General features: G+C 70.0%; 15 protein-coding genes. 3 read left to right on the top strand and 12 right to left on the bottom strand.

All coding sequences use genetic code 11. From position 1 onward, the window contains the following. Positions 1-141 precede the first annotated feature (141 nt). The gene (locus tag ABL844_RS24180) at positions 142-663 is read left to right on the top strand and encodes a lipocalin family protein (protein WP_418129258.1); all 522 of its coding nucleotides are present in this window, start codon (positions 142-144) and stop codon (positions 661-663) included. A gap of 4 nt (positions 664-667) precedes the next feature. Here the strand turns inward: ABL844_RS24180 and metC are convergent, their stop codons facing one another. The 4 genes from metC to ABL844_RS24160 form a co-directional block, all read right to left on the bottom strand. Then, positions 668-1,879 carry a cystathionine beta-lyase gene (gene metC / locus ABL844_RS24175; protein WP_418129257.1) on the bottom strand — a complete coding sequence of 404 codons (1,212 nt, stop codon included), beginning with the start codon at positions 1,877-1,879 and terminating at the stop codon, positions 668-670. Between the two features lie 44 nt (positions 1,880-1,923). Then, a complete protein-coding gene (locus tag ABL844_RS24170; RefSeq protein WP_126023422.1) occupies positions 1,924-2,943 on the bottom strand; it encodes a Bug family tripartite tricarboxylate transporter substrate binding protein in 1,020 nt (339 codons plus the stop codon). A 59-nt stretch (positions 2,944-3,002) separates the two neighbouring features. After that, a complete protein-coding gene (locus ABL844_RS24165) occupies positions 3,003-4,586 on the bottom strand; it encodes a rhodanese-like domain-containing protein (protein ID WP_418129256.1) in 1,584 nt (527 codons plus the stop codon). Positions 4,587-4,674: 88 nt separating this feature from the next. Continuing rightward, positions 4,675-5,268, bottom strand: a complete 594-nt coding sequence (locus ABL844_RS24160) for a hypothetical protein (RefSeq protein ID WP_418129255.1) — start codon at positions 5,266-5,268, stop codon at positions 4,675-4,677. 108 nt (positions 5,269-5,376) lie between these two features. Between ABL844_RS24160 and ABL844_RS24155 the strand changes: the two genes are divergently transcribed. Then, entirely contained in the window at positions 5,377-6,255 is an 879-nt protein-coding gene (locus ABL844_RS24155; protein ID WP_126023425.1) for a LysR substrate-binding domain-containing protein, read from the top strand. 5 nt (positions 6,256-6,260) lie between these two features. Here the strand turns inward: ABL844_RS24155 and ABL844_RS24150 are convergent, their stop codons facing one another. The 8 genes from ABL844_RS24150 to ABL844_RS24115 all read right to left on the bottom strand — a co-directional run bounded on the left by ABL844_RS24150 (position 6,261) and on the right by ABL844_RS24115 (position 14,385). Then, entirely contained in the window at positions 6,261-7,805 is a 1,545-nt protein-coding gene (locus tag ABL844_RS24150) for a diguanylate cyclase domain-containing protein (protein WP_418129254.1), read from the bottom strand. Positions 7,806-7,953: 148 nt separating this feature from the next. After that, positions 7,954-8,772 (bottom strand): GNAT family N-acetyltransferase, encoded by an 819-nt coding sequence (locus ABL844_RS24145; RefSeq protein WP_184641163.1) that lies wholly within the window; start codon positions 8,770-8,772, stop codon positions 7,954-7,956. A 14-nt stretch (positions 8,773-8,786) separates the two neighbouring features. Beyond that, positions 8,787-9,884, bottom strand: a complete 1,098-nt coding sequence (locus ABL844_RS24140; RefSeq protein ID WP_418129252.1) for a hypothetical protein — start codon at positions 9,882-9,884, stop codon at positions 8,787-8,789. After that, positions 9,884-10,831 carry a methyltransferase gene (locus tag ABL844_RS24135; RefSeq protein ID WP_418129251.1) on the bottom strand — a complete coding sequence of 316 codons (948 nt, stop codon included), beginning with the start codon at positions 10,829-10,831 and terminating at the stop codon, positions 9,884-9,886. The genes ABL844_RS24140 and ABL844_RS24135 overlap by 1 nt, the downstream gene beginning before the upstream one ends. Next, on the bottom strand, positions 10,828-11,730 hold the full coding sequence (locus ABL844_RS24130; protein WP_418129250.1) for an iron-containing redox enzyme family protein: 903 nt from the start codon (positions 11,728-11,730) through the stop codon (positions 10,828-10,830). Before ABL844_RS24130 ends, ABL844_RS24135 begins: the two co-directional genes overlap by 4 nt. Before the next feature lie 117 nt (positions 11,731-11,847). Next, a complete protein-coding gene (locus tag ABL844_RS24125) occupies positions 11,848-12,678 on the bottom strand; it encodes an urease accessory protein UreD (RefSeq protein ID WP_418129249.1) in 831 nt (276 codons plus the stop codon). Between the two features lie 136 nt (positions 12,679-12,814). After that, the gene (locus ABL844_RS24120) at positions 12,815-13,348 is read right to left on the bottom strand and encodes a nucleoside deaminase (RefSeq protein ID WP_184641168.1); all 534 of its coding nucleotides are present in this window, start codon (positions 13,346-13,348) and stop codon (positions 12,815-12,817) included. Then, entirely contained in the window at positions 13,345-14,385 is a 1,041-nt protein-coding gene (locus ABL844_RS24115) for an ABC transporter substrate-binding protein (RefSeq protein WP_418129247.1), read from the bottom strand. The genes ABL844_RS24120 and ABL844_RS24115 overlap by 4 nt, the downstream gene beginning before the upstream one ends. A gap of 346 nt (positions 14,386-14,731) precedes the next feature. Between ABL844_RS24115 and ABL844_RS24110 the strand changes: the two genes are divergently transcribed. Continuing rightward, a complete protein-coding gene (locus tag ABL844_RS24110; RefSeq protein WP_418129246.1) occupies positions 14,732-15,817 on the top strand; it encodes a Rieske 2Fe-2S domain-containing protein in 1,086 nt (361 codons plus the stop codon). The last annotated feature ends 49 nt before the right edge of the window (positions 15,818-15,866 follow it).

The raw sequence follows: 15,866 nt of genomic DNA, 5'->3' as shown, positions 1-15,866 counted from the left end.
GCGAAGGCGCCGTCCGACGCAGGCCTGCCGGGGAGGTCGCTAGGCTGGGACTCTTCCATCGGAGGCATGAGCAAGATGAAGCGACACCCGAAACACCCATTGGCCGGCCCGGCTCTTCTCATCGCGGCAGGCGTGGCGGCGATGCTCCTGGTTACCGGGTGCGCGGTGTCGCCGCCCACCATCCCGACGGCGAAGCAGGTCGACCTGCAGCGCTTCATGGGCGACTGGTACGTGATCGGCAACATCCCGACACGGCCGGAACGCGATGCCTTCAACGCGGTGGAGTCGTACACGCTGCAGCCCGACGGCCGCATCGACACGCGCTTCCGCTACCGCGAAGGCGGCTTCGACGGCCCGCTCAAGACCATGGACCCGGTGGGCCGCGTGGTGCCCGGCACCGGCAACGCGGTGTGGGGCATGCAGTTCGTGTGGCCGGTGAAGGCGGAGTACGTGATCGTCGACGTCGACAAGGACTACGGCCTGACGATCATCGGCCGCAGCAAGCGCGACTACGCGTGGATCATGGCGCGCACGCCGAGCATTCCCGAGCCGGCCTACGAGGCGGCGGTGGCCCGCCTCAAGGCGCTGGGCTACTCGGTCGACAACCTGCGCCGCGTGCCGCAGCGCTGGCCCGAGGAGCAGGCCGGCGCCGCGAAGCAGTAGCCATTCAGGCGCCGCTGGCAGAGGCCATCGCCTCGAAGCCGCTCGCCAGGTCCGCCGTCAGGTCCCGCGGTGACTCCAGCCCGACGTGCAGCCGCACCACCGCGCCGCGCCCGCTCCAGTCGGTCACGCTGCGCGCGGCACGCATGTTGGTCCAGGCGACGAGGCTCTCGTAGCCGCCCCATGAGGAGCCGCGGCCGAAGAGCCTGAGCGCATCGACGAAACGCTCGACCGCCGCGTTCCCGACGCCCGGCCGCAGCTCGATCGACAGCAGCCCGTTCGTGCCGCTGCAATCGCGCTTCCAGATCTCGTGCCCCGGATGCTGCGGCAGCGCGGGGCAGAACACGGTCGCCACTTCGGGCCGCTCCTGCAGCCAGTGCGCCACTTCCAGCGCATGTCGCTCGTGCATCTGCAGCCGCGCCGAGAGCGTGCGCATGCCGCGCAGCACCAGCCATGCATCGTCGGGGCTCACGGTCATGCCGAAGGCGTCGCAGCGTTCGTTGAGCGGGCGCCATGCGGCCTCCGTGGTGGCGACGGTGCCCATCATCACGTCGGAATGGCCCGAGAGGTACTTGGTTGCGGCCATGGTCGAGATGTCGGCGCCCAGCGCGAGCGGGCGGTACTGCACGCCCGATCCCCAGGTGTTGTCGGCCGCCAGCAGCGCGCCGCGCGCGTGCGCCAGTTCGGCGAGCCTGGGCAGGTCGCACATCTCGTAGACCAGCGAGCCGGGGCATTCGGCGTACACGAGCCGCGTCTTCGGCTCGAACAGCTCCTCGATGCCGCTGCCGTCCGCCGCGAAGAAGGTGCTGCGGATGCCGTAGGGCTCCAGGAACGAATGCACGAGGTTGCGCGTGGGCTCGTACACGCTGTCGGACATCAGCACGTGGTCGCCCGGCTTCAGGTACGACAGCAGCACCATGCCGATGGCCGCGAGGCCGGTCGGGAAGAGCCGTGTGCGGTGGGCGCCTTCGAGCTCGCTCACCGCGTCCTCCAGCGCGAAGGTGGTGGGCGTGCCGCGCGCGCCGTAGCTGAAGATGCGCTCCTCGTCGCGGCGCAGGCGCGCGTCGCGCATGGCGCCCACGCTGTCGAAGAGCACGGTGCTGGCGCGCACCAGCGGCGTGTTGACGGGCACGCCGCCGGCATGGGACGGGGCCTTGCCGGTGCGAGTCAGCCGGGTGTCCAGCGTCTGGCCGGAGGAAGCGTGGTGCGAGTCGGGCATCTTGTTCTGCGGGGAGGGGGGCAGGGGCCGCTATGTTGCTTCAATCAGTCGGCGCGCGCACCCGAAAGCTTGACGATGCGCGACCAGCGCTCGATGTCCTGCTTCAGCTGCGCAGCAAAAGCATCGGGCGTGCTGGCCACCACTTCGCTGCCGCCGTCGGTGACGAGCTTGGTCACCTCGGGCAGGCGCAGGGTGCGCACGATGGCTTCGTTGAGGAAGGCCACGCGCTCCGGCGGCGTGCCGGCGGGGGCGAAGAAGCCATACCAGTCCTCGAAGCGCGCGCCGGCATAGCCCAGCTCTTCCAGCGTGGGCACCTTGGCGAACACGCCGATGCGGCGCGGGCTGGTCACGGCCAGCACGCGCAGCTTGCCGCCTTGCACCATGCCCGCCACCGACGCGGTGGATGTCACCATCACGTCCACCTGTCCGCCGATCAGGTCGGTCAGTGCCGGCCCGGCGCCCTTGTAGGGCACGTGCGTCATCTCCACGCCGTTGTCCTTGGCGAGCACCACGCCCACCAGGTGCGACAGCGTGCCGTTGCCCGGCGTCGCGTAAGTCACTTTGCCGGGGCTTGCCTTGGCCTTGGCGGCGAGGTCGGCGAAGCTCTTGAGGGGCGAGTTGGCCTCCACCACCAGCGCGAGCGGCGCGGCGTTGATCTGCGTGATGGGCACGAAGTTCTTGATCGGGTCGAAGCCCGGCGAGGCATACAGCGAGGGGTTCACGGCCATGATCGACACCTGCGAAGTGAGCACGGTGTAGCCGTCGGGCTTGGCGTCGGCCACTGCCTTGGCGCCGATGTTGCCGCCCGCGCCGCCGCGGTTGTCGACCAGGGCGGCCTGTCCCATGATCTCCGGCAGCTTGGTGGTGACCAGGCGCGCCGTCGCGTCGTTGCCGCCGCCCGGCGGGAAGGGCGAGATGAACTTCACCGGCTGCGACGGGAAGCCGTTGCGCGGCGCCATCGGCTCGGCGGTGGCTGGCTGGAGTGCGAGCGCCGCGAGCCAGGCGGCTGCGGCGGCAAGTCTGGCGATATGGGCGATGTGCGGGATGCGGCTGGCGAACGACATGACGGAACTCCTGGAATAGGAACTGACAAGGACGAACAGAAAGCGGGACCGATGAGGGCTCAGGCGTGCGATGCGGTGCCCGGCAGCCGGAAGGCCGCGCGCTCCTGCGCGTCGAGCTGCGCGACGAGGCCGGTCTCCCAGGCGAGGTAGCGGCGCGCGGCCTCCTTGTTGCCGTCGTGGCGGTCGTGCACGAAGAACAGGTAGTCGATGCAGTCCGCGTCGGCGGGCAGCGCGGGCGTGGCCTTCACGGGCAGGCCTGCGGCGCTCCAGGCGGCCATGCCGCCGGACAGCAGCAGCGGGGCGGGCGAGACGCCGGTGAGCTCGCAGGAGGCTGCCCATGCGGCGAGCGCCGCGTCGTCGGCAACCAGCACGAGCTGGCGGGGCTCGCCTTTGAGGTCGGCGGCGAGGCGCGGGCGGATCGACCAGCGCGCCTGCGCGATGTGGCCGGCGCGAAACTGCATGCTGCCGCGCAGGTCGATCACGGCCACGTCGTTGCGCTCGATGCGCGCTGCGAGCGTCTTCGCGTCGATGGTGTCGAGCGCGGGTGCGGCAGGCGCCTCAGCCGGCGTGAGAGCCAGCCCGCTCGCCAGCCCGCCTTCGAGCACGCTCGCGTCGTGCCCCATCTGCCGCAGCCAGCTCGCGATGGTGGGCGCGCGAACGCCGTCGCTGTCGAACAGCACCAGCCGCGCGCCGCGCACGCCGAAATACTGGTCGCCGGCCTGCATCAGCTGGCCGCCAGGCGTGTGCTGCGCGCCGGGCAGGGTGCCGGCGGCGAATTCCTCCGGCGTGCGCACGTCGCAGAGGAAGAGGCTGCGGCTGGCGTCGTCGGCCCATTGGCGCACCGTCTGCGCGTTCACGCTGGGAACGTCGAAGCGCGCTGCGAGCGCCTTGGCGGCGGGGCGCAGGTCGGTGTTGCCGCTGTCGTCGGCATAGCGCTGCGTGCCGCCGTGCTCCAGCTTGTGGTCGTTGAGGTACCAGCCCTGCGTGCCGTTCTCCAGTGCATACACCGGGTTGGGCAGCCCGAGGTTGATGAGCGTCTGCGCGCCGATGATGCTGCGCGTGCGGCCCGCGCAGTTGATGACGATGGGCGTGGTGGTGTCGGGCACCAGCCGGCGCACGCGGTAGGCGAGCTCGCCGTTGGGGCAGCAGGTGGCGCCGGGGATGTTCATCTTGCGGAACTCGCTGGTGGGGCGGCCGTCGAGCACCACCACCTTGTCCTTGCGCGCCAGCATGTCGGCCAGCTGGTCGGCGCTGACGCGCGGCGTGTGATAGACCTCCTCGGCCAGTTCGCCGAAGGTCTTCGAAGGCAGGTTGACGCCCGCGAAGAGCACGTAGCCCGCGGCCTTCCATGCGCGGGCGCCGCCCTGCAGCACGTGCACGTCGGTGTAGCCCAGCGCGGCGAGCCGTGCCGCGGCGCGCTCGGCGACCTCGCCGCCGTCGCCCTCGTCGTAGACCACCGTGCGCACGCCGCGTCGCGGCACGAGGCGCGGCGCGTCGATCTCCAGCCGGCTGAAGGGCAGGGGAATGCCGTAGAACAGGTGGGCTTCGCCGTACTGGCCGTGCTCGCGCACGTCGAGCAGCGCGATCTCGCCGCCGTCGTGCAGCCAGGATTTGAGGGTCTTCGGGTCGATGGTGTGGGTCATGGAGGCGGGTTGGCGGGACGAATGAGGTCCTGCGAGGCCGCTGCGCGCGGCCCGCATGAACAACGAGAAAAGGCGAAAGAAGAAGCGGCTAGCGGCGCGTCTGCACGCCGATGCCCATGGTCTGGTACGTGCCCGCTTCCAGGTCGTAGGCAGTGCGGCTGTTCAGCGTTTCGAGTGCGCGGCCGTACATGTGCAGGTGGCGGATGACCTGCTCGCCCTGGATCTCCACCGAGTGGATGTCCTCGGGCATCAGCGCGATGCCCTTGCCCGGCGCGACGACCACCAGCTCGGTCTGCTTCAGCTTGCCCACGCCCGGCACGCTGCCGTCGTCGGTGCGCTCGTAGACGCGGTTGTGCTCGGTGCCTTCCACCGCCGCGATGCAGGCCCAGGTGGTGTGGTTGTGCGGCACGATCTTCTTGCCCGGGCGCATCACGTTCAGGTAGAGCGCGTAGCTCTGGTCGGCGTCTTCGGCGATCAGGTAGCGGGCCTGGTGCTCGCCGGCCTCGGGTGGGGGAAAGTCGGTGGCGCCCCAGTACTCGGTGTGCGCGGCCAGGCCCTGCAGCGCATCGAGCACCACGCCGAGCTTCTCGCGGGTGGGCTCGCCGCCGCCGATGGCCTTCTTCATGGTGGCGATGGACGCCTCGACGGCCTGGCTGCGTTGCTCGGACGGGGTGCTGCTCATTCGGTCTTTCTCCAGTGGGGTTGCCTGTTCGATGTGCGTCCACTGTAGTGACGGGGGCGTGACGCAACAATCCAGCTGGCGCAGGAAACACTTCAATAAAATTAATACATGCCCACGCTCGATCTCGAACTGCTGCGCTCCTTCGCGGCCGTCGTCAGCCATCACAGCTTCGCGGCGGCGGCGGTGCACCTGGGGCGCACGCAGTCGGCGATCACGCAGCAGATGCAGCGGCTGGAGGAGCAGATCGGACACCCGCTCTTCGCCAAGCAGGGGCGGCAGAAGCGGCTGACGGAGCACGGCGAGAGACTGCTGACCTACGCGCACCACATGCTGGCGCTGAACGACGAGGCGCTGCGCAGCCTGCGGCAGGGCCAGCTCGAAGGCAACCTGCGCATCGGCGCGCCGCACGACGTGGCCGAGACCATGCTGCCGCTGCTGCTGGCCGAGGTGGCGCGCACATCGCCGCTGCTGCAACTCGACATCCACATCGGCCGCAGCCCCTACCTGATGACTTCGCTCAAGAGCGGCGAGGTCGACATGATCATCTCCAACCGCGCCGACGCGCAGTCGCAGTTCGAAGGCGTGGTGCTGCGCAACTCGCCCACCGTGTGGCTGTGCGCCGCAAGCTACGTGCACGACCCTGCCAAGCCGGTGCCGCTCATCATGGCCGACGGGCCCAGCATCTTCCGCCGCATCGGCCACGAGGCGCTCGACACCGCGGGCGTGGCCTGGACGCCGCGCTACACATCGTCGAGCCTGATCGGCATCAAGGCCGCGCTGCGCGCCGGGCTGGGCGTGACTGCGCGCGGCGTGGAGCAGCTCGACGCCGGCCTGCGCGTTCTCGGCGCCGGCGACGGCATGCCGAGGCTGCCCGACCTGGCCTACTACCTCTACGTGCGCAGCCACGTGGTGAACCCGGTCACGCGCCAGGTGTTCGAGACGCTGAAGAAGCAGCTGCGGCTGCCGCGCACGGACATGCCGGCGTAGCTCGATCAACCCTCGGTGGCCGCGCTCGTCATCGCATAGCTGCCGCGCCCGCCCTGCTTGGCCCGGTACATGGCCTTGTCGGCCGCGGCGAGCAGGTCGCGCGGCGCCTCGCTCCCGTTGCCCAGCGCGATGCCGACCGACACGCCGATCGCCATGCCGGCCTGCTCCTGCGGCAGCGGCTCGGTGATCGCGTCGATGCACCGCTGCGCCAGCGCCAGCGCGCCCTGTTCGGCGGGCTCCTTGAGGCCGGTGGCGAGCAGCACGAATTCGTCGCCGCCGATGCGGGCCACCGTGTCCGTCTGCCGCACCAGCTCCTGCAGCCGGCGCGCGATTTCCTGCAAGGCCCTGTCGCCGGCCTCGTGGCCGAAGGTGTCGTTGAGGCTCTTGAAGCCGTCGAGGTCGAGATACAGCACCGCCACCATGTGCCCCTGCCGCCCGGCGTGGGCCAGCGCCTGCTGCAGCCGGTCGTCCAGCAGCTTGCGGTTGGGCAGGCCGGTGAGCGTGTCGTGGTGGGCTAGGCGCTCCAGCGCCTCCTGGTTGTCGAGCAGCTTGGCCAGCAGGCGGTTGAAGGCCTGCGTGAGGTGGCCGATCTCGTCGTCGCGCACCACCTTCAGCGGCGCGAGCGGGAGTTCGCCGCGGGTCATGCGGTCGGCCTGGTCGGCGGCGCGGAACAGCGGGCGAAGCAGCCAGGCCATGACCAGGCCCAGCACGATGAGCACCGCCGACACCGCGGGCCCGCGCTGCGCCAGGATGAAGGACTGCATCCGCCCCACCGGCGCCAGCGCCTCCGCGACGGGCAGCCGCGCCACCACGAACCAGCCGCTCGTCGGCACCGAGGCGATGGCGGAGATTTCGTCGATGCCCTTGGCGTTGCGCGTCGTCCCGCTGCCGCGAAAGCCCGCCATGGCTCGATCGTGCAGCAGGTTCACGCCATCCGGCGGCGTGGGCTTGAGGGACATCGATACGTCCGTGGAAGCGACGAAGAGCCGGTCGCGCGGCGAGATCACGAGAATGCCGCCGGACTGGCCCACCCGCCCATCCTGCAGATGGTCGAGCAGGCCGTCGGCCGTGAGGTCGGCGGTGCCCAGCAGCACCGCGACAACCTGGCCGGCGCCGTTGCGCATGGGCACGGCCATGGGCAGCGCCGAGTGCCCCGAGGGCGTGGCGTGAGGACGGCCCACCGCGCGCTGCCCGGCGAGCGCGGCGGTGAATTCCGGACTGTCCGTGACCAGCTGTCCGGCATCGTCGAGCCGCTTGCCGCTGGTGTCGGCGACTGTCAGTCCGAGGGGAACGAGGGCGCTCAGCGTGCTGCGTTCGGCGAGCCATGCCCGCAGCTGCCCGGGCTGCGCCAGGAGTTCGGGCGGCACGGCGCCCGCCAGCCGCTCCAGGAACGACAGCCGCTCGCCCAGGTAGTTGTCGACGTCGCGGGCCACGTAGGTGGCCAGCGCCGTCTGCTGCGTCGCTACCGACCTGGTGAGGTCCTCGCGCAGGAAGCGGGTGAGCTGGATGTAGCTGGCGGCGGTGCCCACGACCGCCATCACCAGACCCATGACGAGCAGACGGAAAACCAGGCTGTTTGCGGATTTTCGGAGATTCACTCTGGCGTCGGGTCTGGAGGCGGGTAGGTGCGGGACTGTATCCGAAGCGCTGCCCAGGCCCTTCTTTGGGCCTCCTTCCGCCTTTGTCCGTCGGCCGGATTCAGCTCGCCATGCCGAAGAAATGCTGCCGGTAGCGCGGTGCCACGTCGTCCACCCGCAGCATCAGCGGCAAGTCGGCCGTGTTGAAGGCGACGTCGAGCGCGGGTGGCCCGAGCAGGCGCGCGCCGCAGCGCAGGTAGCCCTTGATGAGCGGCGGAGCGGCCGGCGGCGGCGTGTCGCTGTCGGCATCGCTGTCGGGCTCGGCGTCCAGCGGCAGCGCGATGCGCGGCTCCACGCGCCAGCGCTCTTCCACCAGGTGGGTACGGCACAGCCGGTGCCACAGCCGCGCGGCGCTCGCGCCCTGGTCGTCCAGGCCGATGCTGGCGCAGCCGATCATGGTGTCGAGCGCGTGGTCGACCATGTACTGCCCCAGCGCGGCCCACAGCGCCATGATGACGCTGCCCGAGCGCCAGTCGGCGTCCACGCAGGAGCGGCCCAGCTCCAGCGCGTTGCCGCGCAGCGGGGCGAGCGGGGAGAGGTCGAACTCGGTATCGGTGTAGAAGCCGCCGGCCCTGCGTGCCGCGCCCGGCGTGAGCACGCGGTAGGTGCCGATGAGCGGGCCGGGCCCGTTCACAGGGTCGACCGAGCGCACCAGCAGGTGGTCGCAGTAGCTGTCGAAGCGGTCGGCGTCGAGGCCGGGCGGGGTGCCTTCAGGCGGGGTGAGGTGCGCGCCCATCTCCAGTGCGAACACCCGGAAGCGCAGGCGCTGGGCGTCGCGCACATCGTCCTCGCAGTCGGCCCAGCGGGTTTCCAGCGCGGGCATGGCGGCGGGCGAAGTGAACGAACGGTCGGGCCGGGCTTGCGAAGAGGCGATGTCCATGTGCGTGTGGCCACTCAGTTGGAGGGTGGATAGCGGCCGACCAGGCGGTTCTGCCGCCGGTTGAGCCGTGCGAGCGCGAGCAGGCCGATGGGCCGCACGCCGGCCTTGCGCTGCGCCGCGCCAATGGCGAACAGCAGCCGCTGCTTGGCGAAGACCATGCGCAAGCCCTGGATCACGCCGATGTCCGGGTCCCAGGCCTCGATGGCCTCGGAGCCCGCGCCGTTGACTTCCATGATCGTGAAGCCGCGCCCGGCGGCGAGTTCGCGCAGGCTCTCGTAGCGCACGTCGAAGCGGCCGAAGCGGAAGTCGGGCATGTCGCGCGCGACGGCGTCGACGGCGCGCACCAGTTCGGCGGTGATGAGCGCCGCGGCGTCGCGGTAGAGCCCCCCGACGCGGGTGGAGCCTATGGTGGCGAGCCGCACCTGCTGCCCGGCCGCCGGCACGCTGCCGAACGGTACGCTGCATTCGTGGCGCGGCGAGCGCGCGATGCGGCGCGCCCGCACGTCGGCCGCGACAAGCTGGGCCACCGTGCTGCGGCCGTCGCCCGTCACGCGAGGAAAGTAGCGCAGCGCCAGCCCGACGATGCGGCCTTCGCCGGTGACCGGATCGCGCGCGTAGAAGATGCCGGCCTCGCCTTCCTGTGGCAGGTAGCGCTGCAGCACGACCGTCTCGCCATGAGGAAAGACCGCCAGGTACGCCAGCAGGGCAGCCATGTCCGGCAGCAGGCGCACGCCGTAGCCGCACAGGCCGAGGTCGGGCTTGGCGACCAGCGGGAAGCAAAGGCCCTCCGCGGCGATGGTTTGCCGCAGCGATTCCTCCGTCGCCGTGCCGTCGTTGAACACCGCGCAGTAGTCGGCCGTGACCGAGCGCGCCAGCGGCCCCATGCCCCGGAAGTATTCGAGCTTGCCTTCGCCCGCCATGCCGCCCGAAGTGATGTGCGGATTCGCCGCGCAGGGCACGGTGGCGCCGCCATGGCGCAGCGAGAGCCACAGCCACTGCACCACCAGCGGCACGCAGATGAGCCACTTGGGCATGCGCTCCAGCACGCTGCATTCGCGCACCACGGCCAGCCGCGAGGCTTCGGCGCCGCCAAGCTCCAGTTCCGCGGCCATCACCCGGCCTCCGGCCTGCGCGTGGCGACAAGGCCCACGGCGGCGATGCGGTCGATGTGCGCGTACACCGGCCGTTCCAGCTCCTCCCCGAACACGTCGGGGTCGATCTCGGCGTACGACCATTCGAAGGCGGGCGCCGCCAGCAGCGGCTGTATCTCGGCGAGGAAGGGGTCTTCGCCGTCGACCATCGCCACGCCGGTGTAGAGCAGCAGCTGCCCGCCCGGTGCCAGCCGCTTCAGCGACTCGGCCGCGATGCGCGCGCTCAGTGCCCGCCCGAGCCGCGCGCCGCCGTGGCGGTAGGCGCGCTGGGCGGCGTCGTCGAGGTAGGGCGGGTTCGACACGATGAGGTCGAAGTCGCCCTCGACGGCCGCGAGCGCATCGCCCTGCGCGAGCGCGACCTCGACGCCGGCCACTTCCGCGTTGACGGCCGTGTACTGCAGCGCGAGCGGGTTGATGTCGTTCATCACGACCGTTGCGGGCGTGCCCGTGGCGGCCATCGCTCGCGCCACCGCGATGCCGCCCGCGCCGCTGCCGCAGCCCACGTCGAGCACGCGCAGCGGCTTGCGTTGCGCCTGATGCCGGTCCAGCGCATGCCGGATGAAGCGCGCGAAGCGGCTGGTGTCGGGGCCGAAGAACACGGCGTTCTCCTCGACCGTGGGGTAGGCCGAGTGAAGGAACAGGTCGTCCCCCAGGCTGGCGATACGCACCGTGCTGCGCAGCAGCGATCCGGTGCGACGCACGATGCCGGCATGCTCCATGGCGGCCAGCAGTTCCGGCGGCACCGCGCGGGGCTCGAACGACAGGTTCCAGCCGAAGATGTCGCGCAGCGTGGCGCCTGGCTCGCGCCCGCGCCGGGCGAGCACGCGCTGGTGGGTGAGCGGCGTGACGGTGGTGAAGCGATAGCCCGTGCCAGCCACCTGCCGCAGCACATCGGCCGCGTTCATCATGCGGCCAGCTCCTCGGCCACTCGCAGTTCGGTGCTGTAGCGCTCGAAGCAGCGCTCTCCGCAGGCCAGCCGCATCAGCGCGCCTTCGGCGATGAACTGCCCGCAGGACGGATCGGCCTCGACCAGCGGCCGGATCACCTCGCGCAGCCATGCGCGCGAGTGCGACACGTCGAGCGCCGCGTGCAGGTCGAAATAGGCGCGCGCGCGGCCGCTCAGCCCAAGGCGGCGCATGCCGGCGGCCACCAGCTTCACGCGCCCCGGGGCCGTGAGCTCGATGACGCCGAGCGCGCCGATGGAGTGGTAGGCGTAGCGCCGCGTGGTCGCCAGCGCGACCATTGTGTTGGCGAGCGCCAGCGACTCCCACACGGTGGTGTCGATGGCCGGATGCAGGTCGAGTTCGCGCACCATCTGCTCCAGCATCTGGCCGTGCATGGCGCTTTGCTTTCCGTGCCCCATCTCGTCCCAGAAATTGCGCGCGCACTCCAGCTTGGGCTGCGGCGGCAGCTTGACCTGCGTGCAGGCCAGCAGGTCCTCGAAGCCCGCTTCGCCCGCGGCCTCCTGCGTGAGGAACCATCGCATCTGCGCCAGCGTGGCTTCGCCGGCCAGCCAGTCGAAGAGCGGATGGTGCTGGCCCGGCCCGTTCTGCTCCAGCGACTCGAACCAGGCGACGAAGTGGGCCGCGTTGCCGGTGGAAGCCGATGCCGCCGCCTGCACGGTGGCGCGCAGGGCTTCGAGATGCTCGCCTTCCAGCAGGCGGCAGGCGTGCTCGTCGGTGAGCTCGTCCTTCCACCACGGCGAAGGAATGCCGGGCCTCAGCCGCACGGCGTTGAACCGCGCCAGGCGGCGGTGAAGCTGCGTGCTGGTGTCTGCGCTGGCGTCCGGGGTGTCGTCAGTGGACATGGCCGATCCTCGTCATCCGCTGGGCAAAGGGGCAGAGTGCGCCTTTGCGCGGCGGCTGTCCGTCAGACGGCGCCTACAGATTCGGCCCTGGTGGCCGGTGCGCGTAGAGAAACCGCTTCAGGTCGACCAGATGCGCGGCGTGGCCGCAGGCAACTGCCACAGCTCGCCACGCCAGGCCTGCCAGACCTGCCGCAGCAGCTGCATCGCAGGCTCGACCACGGGCGCCAGCACGCGCAGCACCACCACCTCGGCATGCGGGCTGGTGGCACCGGCGCTCTCGGCCAGGGGGCTCGCCTCGAGCAGCGTGCGCGCATGCGCGAGCAGGGCATCGCGCCGGACGCGCGCCACCGGCGATCCCGCCACGAAGAAGAGCGACGCCATGCATCGGTGGCCGCCCAGGCCGATGGGACTCTGCAGCAGCCGGTGGTCGGCCGCGTCGATGCGTCCGCGCTCCAGCCAGATGCCGGGCACCTCGATGTGCTGCAGATAGGTGCCTCGCTCGAAGGGCTGGCCGGCGTTGGGCAGGCCCAGCGCGGTCACGTCCCAGCCGATCAGCTCGGCGCCGGGCTCGACCTCGATGCCGAGCCGGTTCTCGGCCTGGCAACCGCTGTAGCAGATGGCTTCGAGCGGAAGCCATTCGAGCCGCGCGCCTGCCGCAAGGCGGATGCGGGTGCGCTGCAGCGCCAGCTCGCCCTCGCTGCGGTAGAAGCGCGAGGCGCCGGGCGTGGTGATGAGTCCGTGGCTGCCGTCGGCGCCCTCGATGTCGATGTCGAGCGTGTCGCCGCCCACCAGCCCGCCCGGCGGATGCACCAGCACGTTGTGGCAGACGGCATCGCCCTCGGGATAAAGGCTCTGCAGGATGCGCAGCGGGCCGTCATGGCGGAAGCGGGCGACGGTGCGGGCGGATTCCTGCTGGTAGGAGAGATGGAGACGGGCGTGCCAGGGCATTGAGAGAGTCTAGAGCGTGCCAGCCGAGCGGATTTTTCGTGGAACACCGCGGAACCGGCTTTGCCGGGCCGCAGGTGTTGCCCCCGGAAGGGGGTTGGCGAAGCGACACGAAGTGCGCGCAGCCTGGGGGCGAGTCCTATTTCCAGGCGCCGTCGTGGGCGGCGCTGGCTTCATCAATGAGAGCGGGGCCTATGCACTCGATGGGATGCGGCGAGGCGCGGAACACATCGCGGCACGACAGCTCCGCATCGCGCTGGTCCTGCCGCTCGCCGCGGAACACGCGCAGCCGCTCGGCGTCGATGCCGAACACCACGCGGCCGATGTTCGACCAGAAGATCGCGCCCGCGCACATCACGCAGGGCTCGCCCGAGGCGTAGAGCGTGGCGCCGGCCAGTTCCTCGCGAGAGAGCCCGCGCCCGGCCAGCGCGCGCAGTGCGTTTACCTCGGCGTGGGCGGTGCAGTCGCCGGTCTCGGTGTTGCTGTTGCCGGCCTCGGAGAGCACTTCGCCGGCGGCCGAGACGATCACGCAACCGAAGGGCCGGTTGCCCCTGCGGCGCGCCGCGTGCGACCACACGATGGCCTTGCGCAGGTAGCGGCCGTCGCGTTCGTCGAGGGCGGTCTCTGGCGGATAGAAGGTGCCGATGCTGTTGCTGTCGATGGAATCGTTCATGCCTTGGAGGATTTCGGAAGAGTGCGTTCGCTGCGCGATGGGAGCATCGAAGTGTTGAAGATGGCGTCGGACGCGGGCTTGACCTTCAGGCCGAAGACGTCGGCCACCTCGTCGACCTGCTGTTCCAGCGTGAGCTTCCTGATGTCGCCGAGGCCATGGCCCTGCGTGTCGGGTGCGCCGACGTACTGCGCGGTGATGCCCCAGCGCTCGAGTTCGATTTTCTCATCGAGGATGGGCTCGCGCTGCCGCATCGCGGCGATGCTGGGCGCCGGGTTGGCGAAGGTCTCGACGATGGCGCGATTGCTCGCGCGCAGGAAGGCGGCCACCACCTTCGGGTTCTGCGCGATGAGGTTGCTGCCCGCGAGGATGGCGTTGCCATACAGGTTCACGCCCGCGTCGGCGTACTTGAGCACCGAGAGTTCCTCGGGCTTCATGCGCGCGAAGAGCGAGACGGCCGAGTCGTGGAAGTAGGTGGCGGCATCGACGTCGCCGCGCACCATCACGTTGTCGCGCGCGCTGAAGTCCGTGGTCTGCCACTGGAAGGCGTCGGCGCGCATGCCCTGCTTGCGTGCCACCAGCGGCCATGCGCGGCGTGTCGATTCGACGGCGGCGGCCGCGACCTTCTTGCCCGCGAGGCTCCTGAAGTCGCCGGTCACGCCGCGGTCCTTGCGGCCGATGATCGCGAACGGTGCGCGGTTGTAGTACTGGTAGACGGCCTGCACCATCGGCGTGCCGGGGTTCTGCGCGTTGAACTCGACCAGCGAGCTGATGTCGCCCAGCCCCAGCTGGTAGACGCCGCTCGCGATGCGCGTGATGGAGGCGACCGAACCGGCGCCGGTGTCGATGCTCACGTCCAGCCCTTCGTCCTTGTAGTAGCCCTTGGCCAGCGCGAGGAAGAAGGGCGCGGTCTGCCCGTTGATGCGGAAGTCGAGCGTGAACTTGAGCGGGGTGAGCTTGCCGTTCTGCGCAAGCACGGCGGGGGCGGCGATGGCTGCGATGGTTGCGGTAGTGGCCGCGAGGAAGGATCGACGTTGCATGTGGGCCTCGGAAGCTTCGTGTCTTGAATCCGGTCGCCCTTTCCCGGTGAAGGAAGAAAGGCGGCGGGCGTTTCAAGAGCAATTTCCGGGCGGGCGCACAGTCGTGGTGCGTGCGCTGCTGAACGCTTCTACTCTTGCGGGCGGTGATGCACGAGGCATGCCAAGGGCTTTTGCTCGGGATTGGGCCTGGGGCTTGGAGGCGTGGCCGGCCGCGCGCACAATCCGGGCGCGCAACTTGCAAGGCAGCCTGCGCAGAGTAGAAGCGTTCAGCCGCCGGCATCGCCGGGTCCAGGCAGGAAATTGCTCTTTCAGTTCGTCCCCACACGACCACAGAAGGAGTCCGCGCATGCTCGTCACCCGTCAACCCGTCTTCCGCAAGTTCTGGCATGCCGTCATGCCGCTCACCGAACTGGCCAACGGCCCGAAGCCCTTCAGGCTGCTGGGCGAAGACATCGTCCTCTTCATCGATGCCGACGGCCAGCCCGCCGCCTTGCGCGACCGCTGCTGCCACCGCACCGCGAAGCTATCCAAGGGCTGGTGCGTGGACGGCGAAGGCCAGGCCTGCGGCACCGGCGCGATCCAGTGCGGCTACCACGGCTGGACTTACGACCGCAGCGGCCAGGTCATCCGCATTCCGCAGTACGAGGCCGACCGCAGGATCTCGCCCGAGTACCGCACCACCGCCTACCGCTGCACCGCGCGCTACGGCTACGCATGGGTGGCACTGGAGGAGCCCATCGCCGACATCCCCGCCATTGCGGAGTTCGACGACCCGGGCTACCGCACCATCTTCCAGTTCTACGAGGAGTGGCAGACCAGCCCGATGCGCGCGCTGGAGAACTCCTTCGACAACTCGCACTTCAGCTTCGTGCACCGCGCCACCTTCGGCGTGGCCGCGAGCCCGAAGCCGAGCAAGTACGAGCTGGTGGAGAACGACTCGGGCTTCTACGCCGAGACGATCATCGACGCGACCAACCCGGTGAAGTTCCACGCGATCAGCGGCGTGACCGACCCCATTACCACGCGCCACATGCGCAACGCGTACTTCCTGCCGTTCTCGCGCCGGCTCGACATCGAGTACCCCAGCGGCGTGCGCCACATCATCATCAACTGCTTCACGCCCATCGACGACGGCCGCATGCAGCTGTGCCAGTGGCTGTTCCGCAACGACACGGAGGCCGATTGCACCGCGCAGATGCTGATCGACTTCGACGAGGTGATCACGCGCGAGGACAAGGACATCCTCGAATCGACCAATCCCGACGCGCTGGTCGACACGCGCCGGCGCGGCGTGGAGTATTCGATGGAGTCGGACCGGCCCGGGATGCTGATCCGCAAGCACCTGATGCAGCTGCTTGCGAAGCATGGGGAAGCGGAGGTCTATCGCGGGATGGACGAGAACGCCGTGATTCCCATTGCGAAGGCTGCTTGAATTCGGGATCCGAACGCAGAAGAAAGACAAAAGTTACGCAGAAGTCGCA

Source organism: Variovorax sp. 278MFTsu5.1 (assembly GCF_048305045.1).
GTDB classification, from domain to species: Bacteria; Pseudomonadota; Gammaproteobacteria; order Burkholderiales; family Burkholderiaceae_C; genus Variovorax; species Variovorax guangxiensis.
This window is presented reverse-complemented; position numbering and strand designations above follow the sequence as displayed.